Origin of the sequence: Skermanella stibiiresistens SB22, from assembly GCF_000576635.1 — a bacterium.
Taxonomy (GTDB): Bacteria; Pseudomonadota; Alphaproteobacteria; order Azospirillales; family Azospirillaceae; genus Skermanella; species Skermanella stibiiresistens.
Genome location: NZ_AVFL01000100.1, coordinates 1 through 1,273, shown reverse-complemented (window position 1 = coordinate 1,273; position 1,273 = coordinate 1). Strand labels below are relative to the sequence as shown.

Below are 1,273 nucleotides of genomic sequence, written 5' to 3'. Positions count from 1 at the left end.
TGCGGGAGACGTGGGCCCTTCGGGCCGGATCGTTGGCGAGAGCGTGGGCGATGTCGACGTAGTGGTCGTGGTCGCGGGCGACGCAGTCGTCGAGTTCCATCAGGCGGTGGAAGCCGTGGGTGTGGCGCCCGCGCATGAAGCGTCCCGGCCAGGTGACGATGGGGGTGCCGAGCGCCAGGGCCTCCAGGCTGGTGTTGCCGCCGCTGTAGTGCAGCGGGTCGAGCATGACGTCGCTGACGGCGACCAGGCTGAGGAAGTCGGGCAGCGGCATCTGGCGCAGGAAGCGGAGGCGGGACACCACGTCGGGCCCGGCGCGGGCGATCCGCCGGCGCAGCAACTCGTCGAGGTTGCGGTCGCGGCCGGACAGCAATGCCACCAGGGCCTTGGGGTCGCGGCGCAGCAGCTCGACCAGGACGCGGTCGAAGTCGGGGTGGATCTTGAACAGGCTCTGCGGGCAGACGTGGACGTGGGCGTCGTCGGGCAGTCCGAAGGCGGAGCGCGGCTTGAGGCGGGCGGGCAGGGCCGGTCTGGCGTAGTGGATGGTCGGTCCGGGCAGGCGGACCAGGGTCTCGGTGTAGTGGTCGCCGGCGTCGTCGGGTTCCATGGCGTCGCAGCTGAGGAAGCGGTCGAGGTTGGCGATGCCGGTGGTGTCGGGATGGCCCCAGCCGACGCATTGCAGGGGTGCCAGCCTGGCGAAGGCGAGGAAGTAGGTCAGGGCCGACATGCCGATGTCGGGATAGTACAGGACGTCGAGGCGCTCGGCGGCGACGCGGTCTCGGGCGGCGGCGAGGTCGAGGGGCAGCTCGACGACGCGGTCGGCGGCGGCGGCCAGGGCGGCGCGCATGGCGTCGCCGGCGTGGGGTGTCGTGAACAGGGTGACGTGGAGGCGCCTTCGGTCTAGGCCTCGGACCAGCCCCTGGTTGAGCTTGGCGATGGTGTGCTGGTGCCAGTACTGGGAGACGAGGCCGACGCGGCGGCGTCCATCCGGCCGGGCGGGGGGATCGGCGCGGTCCTGGAGCAGGCCGGGGCAGGCGGTCTCGTACAGGCGGGCCACGGCGCGCTGGAGTTCGCGGTCGCAGGCGGCGTGGTACGCCAGGTAGAAGCAGGTCTGGCCGACCTGGGCGAGCGGGTCGTCGAGCCGGACGCCGCGCCCGGTCAGCCGGGTCACCGCGTCCAGCATCCGCTCCCGCGTCTCCGTGATGTGCTCCAGCGACTCCGGGATGATCGGCAACGCCAGCGCCATCTTCACCTCCAGCCCCGCGTCCCCGCTCAG

Annotated in this window: 1 protein-coding gene; it reads right to left on the bottom strand. The window is 72.3% G+C overall.

What is annotated here, in order from left to right:
• Positions 1-1,273: O-linked N-acetylglucosamine transferase family protein (locus N825_RS37470; RefSeq protein ID WP_051514262.1), on the bottom strand; the 1,273-nt coding region annotated here is incomplete at both ends.